We start from the raw sequence: 5174 nt of genomic DNA on the forward strand, positions 1-5174 counted from the left end.
CGGTCAGTGCTGCCCGCGCGGCCCCCGGGGCGGCCGCCGGTGAGCATCCAGGTATCGCCCGAGGTCAACGCCATGATCTTCATCCTCACCGGGGAGAAGCTCATGGACGCCGACGAGGACCTCGCCTTCGAGAGCCGTGGACCCTACTCCCGCCTCGGGCGCAAGGTGAAGCAGCTGTCCGCGCTGATCGACAAGTCGGTCCACGACATCGGCGAGTCCATGCCGGACGACCTCGCCGAGTCGTACCGCAAGGCGATGGGCACGCTCATCGACGACGGCGGCAAGAACTACCTGAAGGACTTCGCCGGGCAGCTCGACAAGATCGCGGAGGGCCGCCGCAAGACCTCCATGGACATCATGGAGTCCAAGTGGCAGGTCATCGCCGAGATCATCCGGCTGCTGATCGAGATCGCCATCTACCTGGCCATGTCCTTCTTCACCGGTGGCGCCTCGGCCAGCCAGATCATGCTGGCCAAGATGCGCAGCCGCTTCTTCATCCTCACCACCCTCAGCCACCTGCTCCAGCGGCTGCACCTGACGCCCTCGCTGACCGAGGCGTTCGCCGAGGCGTTCACCACCTTCGCCGTGCGGCTCGCGATGATGAACTTCGCCCCCAACGGCCGCCGCCCCGACTCCATCGACTGGAGCGACATCGGCAAGGCCGCCGCGTTCGGTGCCGCGGCGGGCTTCTTCACCAGCATCTTCGAGAACGTCGCCAGGAACATCGTCCGCAGCTTCGACGGCAAGTTCCTGAAGAACGGCCCGGATCTCGACTTCAAGAACCCCAACTGGCGTGACACGCCGAACATCGACATCAAGGGCAACGGCCCGACCCCGAACCCCAAGCCGGGCCCCGAGGTCGACCTCCCCAAGGACCGCCCCGGCCCCGAGCTGAACCCGCCCGGCAACGGCCCCGGCCCCTCGCCCAACCCGGTGCCCGTCACCTTCCGGGACGGCCCGCTCGCCTTCCGGAACAATCCCGAGCTGTGGCGCAACAGCAACATCCTGCGCTTCAACCTCGACCGGCCGGGCGTGCTGGCCGGGCGCTACGGGATCAAGGGGACGGTGGACTTCATCGCCGCCGGAGCGGGCGAGGTGGTCGGGGAGATCCTGATCAAGGGGGCCTTCGAGGGCGACTGGTCCTCCAGCTGGACCACCTTCGTCGGCGCGGGCGTCAGCAGCCGTGTGGAGTCCACCCTCATGGGGACCGCGCTGAACAGCGCCGCCGAACTGCGCCACGTCATCGACAAGATGCGTCTCCAGCAGCCGCCCACCGTCTCCGGCGGCGCGAGCGACTCCGCGACCCGTGGCGCGGGCAACGGCCCCGACCGTGCCGAGGGACCGCCGCGTACCGACGGCACCGGCGGCGGGGGAGACGCCGGCCTGTCCTCGCCCCCTCCCGTCGTCCAGCAGACCACGGGCCAGGGCGACTTCAGCGGCAGCCAGTCGCCGCCCCCCTACGTCTCGCAGGACCCGCCGCCCTACTTCTCGGCCGACCCGCCGCCGTACACCCCCGGCCCGCTGCCGGTGACCGCCGCCGAGAACGCGCTGTGGCAGCAGGTCCACCAGGGCCCCGCCGAGGTGCGCGAGCAGGCGCTGCGGGAGCTCGCGGCCCTCCGGGGCACCCAGACGCCGGGTCCCGCCGAGATCGGCGTACGCGACGGGGTGCACGAGCGGCTGTCGCAGCTGCCCGAGATACGGGTGGTGCCCACCGGGAACACCCCGGCCGGCCAGGTCGACACCGACGCGGTGCGCCGCGCCCTGGAGAGCTTCGGCACGCCGGTGACGGTGGACACGCCGATCCCGGGGCCGGGAGCCCAGCCGTCGGACGCCGGCTCACCCGGCGGGGTGCAGGGCCCGGTGGGGTCGCCCACCACCGGAACGCCCGGCGGGGCGGGCACGGCCGAGTCGCCGGTCACCGAGCCCCCTTCCGTTCCCGACCGGCAGAACCAGCCCGGCCCGGACGGCCGCACCACCGCTCCTCCCCAGGTGGACACCAGCGGTTCGTACGGGGACACGCGTGCTCCCGGAGAGGCCGACGGCGGGCCCGGGACGCGCGACCTGGGTGGCGACGCGCCGGTCACCGCCGAGGGCCCCGGCACCCAGGCGCCCCCGCTGACCGTGGTCGTCTCCGAGGGGCCGCCGCCGCTCGCCGCATCGCCGGAGGCGGCCGCGCTCCTGGACGGCGCCGGGGTGGACCGGGCCGTGGTGCTCGGTCCGCCGACCGGGACCGACGCGACGGGCCAGCCGGTACGCGACGCGGTCGAGCTGACCCGGGAGGGACCCGGCGCGCCCGTGGAGGTGCGCCCGCTCACCGGCCCCGGCTCCAGCCCCCTGCCCGACAGCGGCGCCGACACGGCGTTCCCGGGCGCGAACGTGCTCCTGCCGCTCGCGGACGCCCTGGGCGTGCCCCCCGTCATGCCGGCCGCTCCACCGCCCACCGCCCCGCCCACCGCACCGCCCGCCTCGTCGGCCAACCCGGCGACCCCGCCGCCGCGTTCCGTCGCTCAGGGCGGCCCGACCGGTGACAACGGAGCGGTCCAGCCCCCGCCGCGCGACCAGGCGGCGGAGACCACCACCGAGGCGCCGCCGGAGACCTCCACCGGGACCCCGGAGACCTCCACCGACACCGAGTCCGGGACCGTCGAGTCCGGGACCGGCCCGCGCCGTACCGAGTCCGGGCCACCCGTCGTCGACCCCTCCTCGGTGAAGGTGGTGTCGGGCGAACCGGCTCCCCTCACCGGTGATCTGCGGGACCTGGACGTCAAGCCGACGGTGATCACCACCACCGGCTCCACGCCCGGCCCCGACGTCAAGCCTCCGCCTCTCGACACCACCCCCGAGGCCGCTCCGGACGCCAAGCCGCCCACCGTCACGACCACCCCGGACGCCAAGCCGCCGGCCGTCACGACCACCCCGGACGCCAAGCCGCCGGCCGTCACGACCACCACCGAGGCCCCCGTCGTCTCCAAGCACGCCGCCGACGCCCGGCCCTGGACCGGGACGGCCACCGATGTGCACCTGGAATCGGGCCGTGGGGAGGGGAGCCTCACCGCCACCCCTCCGCCCGTGGTGCCCCCGCCCGGACAGATCATCGTGCGCCCCGTCGGCCCGGCGGGAGGCCAAGGCGGAACCCCGGCACGTCCGTCGGCCGACTCCCCGGTCGGCGACGTGGCCCCGGAGAGCGAGGGCCCGCGCCCGACGCGGGGAGAGACCCCCAGCGACCCCGACCCGCAGTCGAGGCGGGACAGCGTCATGGAGGCGGGAGGAGAGACACCGGGCCCGGCCACCACCAGCACCACCGACGCGGACGGCACCCCGTCACTCCCCGCGACCGGGCCCTCGATCACCCCGCTCACCGGCGAGCCGGTCCCCTTCGACCAGCTCCGGCGCTTTGTGCCGCAGACCGCCGTCACGCCGCAACCCGGCGTCGCCGTACGGACGTTGGCGATCTCGCAGAGCCCGGCCGAGGACGGTACGGAGCGGAGCGCGGGCCGTGAGGCGCTGCTCGGCCAGGACACCTTCCGCGGGGTCCGCACCACCTCGGCCGAGCCGCCGCCCTCCGAGTCCTCCGAAGCCCCGCCCGCCGCGCCCCGTACGGTCTTCACCGGTCCGCCGACCGCGCTCCCCGGCTCCGGCACCGCACGCGGCGCCGACTACTTCGTGGGTCACGGCACCCCCGCACCGTCACCCTCGGCACGGACATCGTCGGCCGCCCGACGGTGAAGGTCAGCGGGGTCCAGCTGGGCGAGTTGCTCAAGCACTGGGCGAGGGAAGGGGACCAGGACCGGCCGCTGGTGCTGTTCTCCTGCGAGACCGGGCAGCAGCCGAGGATCGCGGGCCTGCCGGTCGCCCAGCACGTGGCGAACCGGACCGGGCGCCCGGTGTACGCGCCGACCACCGAGGCGGGCACGGCAAAGGACCGGGACGGAAACGTACGCGCGGTACTCGCCGAAGGACCCGACGGCCCGGGCCGCTGGCGGCTGTTCACCCCGGAGCCCACCGGAACCGAACTGGACGACCTGGCGCGCGACGCCGGACTGCACGCGGGCCCGGACCCGGCCGACGCCTTCGCCCGCGCACGGACCCTCCAGCAGATCCGCACCCTGCGCGACGTCCTCGGCCCCGACGCCGAACAGCGGCCGGGCCACCGGGAGTTGCTGGCGGGCCTCGCGTACGTGGACGGGCTGCGCTGGCGCGGCCCGGGCAGTGCGGCACGGTACGGCGACGGCCGGATGACACCCGGCCTGCTGGACCGGATGGTCACCGACTGGCACGCCGACGGCGGGCGGCCGCGGGTCGACCCGGGCACGGGCCCGACCCGCGGGCAGTACACCGCGTTCCTGGAGGCCGCCGCCGGACTGCGTGCCGCCGCGACCCCCGCGACCACCCTCGACAGCCTGCTGCCGCCCCCGCCGCCCGCGCCGGCACCCGGCACCCTGGTCTCGCAGTCCGATGTGCTCGGTCTCTCCTACGCGCGGTCCGCGCAGATCGCCTGGTCGCTCTCCGACGCCCCGCTGCCCCTGTCCGACCTGGACCTCGGCCCCGACGACACCGCCGAACTGGCCCGCCGCCTGCACCGTCCGGAGCCCACGGAGCCGTCCGTCCCACCCGCCCCGTCCGTCCCGCAGGAAGCGCCTCCGACGAACTCCCTCGTCGTCAACGCCTATACGGCGCGGCATACGTACGGTATTCCGGAAAAGAATTTCGACAAGTTCCGTGATGTGGCGCGGAATCGGAATGTCGTCGTGGATGTGCGGCCGACGAATCCTTCGGCGCCGAAGTGGCTGGATGCGGGGGCGTTGCCGAAGCCGCCGGAGATCAAGGCGAAGACGGTCGGCGGGGTCGATGTCCTGCTGGGCGCGGATGCGGGGAATGTCGGTCTGGTCGGTTATTTCAAGCCGGTGTTGCCGGATCAGGGTTCTGTTCCGGTGGATGCGTGGGATCGGGTGGTTTCGCGGTTCAATCAGCGGTCCACGGAGTTCCATGAGTTGGCCGGGGCGATGGCCCGGTACGAGGCCGAGGGCCGGTTCACGGTTCACGACGGGATCGTGTTCGGTGTCGATGGTGATGGTGGGCGCCGTCCGATCACCGGGGATCATGATGTGTTCGATGTGTCGTCGCCGGACGGTTCGCGGCTTTCGCATCCTGAGCATGATGCGTTGATCGACGAG

General features: G+C 73.6%; 1 protein-coding gene. It reads left to right on the forward strand.

Annotated elements, in window-relative coordinates:
• Window positions 1-72: 72 nt before the first annotated feature.
• Window positions 73-3726 carry a WXG100-like domain-containing protein gene (locus D6270_RS26610; RefSeq protein WP_413251966.1) on the forward strand — a complete coding sequence of 1218 codons (3654 nt, stop codon included), beginning with the start codon at window positions 73-75 and terminating at the stop codon, window positions 3724-3726.
• Window positions 3727-5174 lie beyond the last annotated feature (1448 nt).

This window comes from Streptomyces griseus subsp. griseus, from assembly GCF_003610995.1.
GTDB lineage: Bacteria > Actinomycetota > Actinomycetes > Streptomycetales > Streptomycetaceae > Streptomyces.

Excerpts from the sequence above, each read along its gene's own strand:
- D6270_RS26610 (WP_413251966.1), top strand. The coding sequence starts at position 73 with ATGATCTTCATCCTCACCGGGGAGAAGCTCATGGACGCCGACGAGGAC.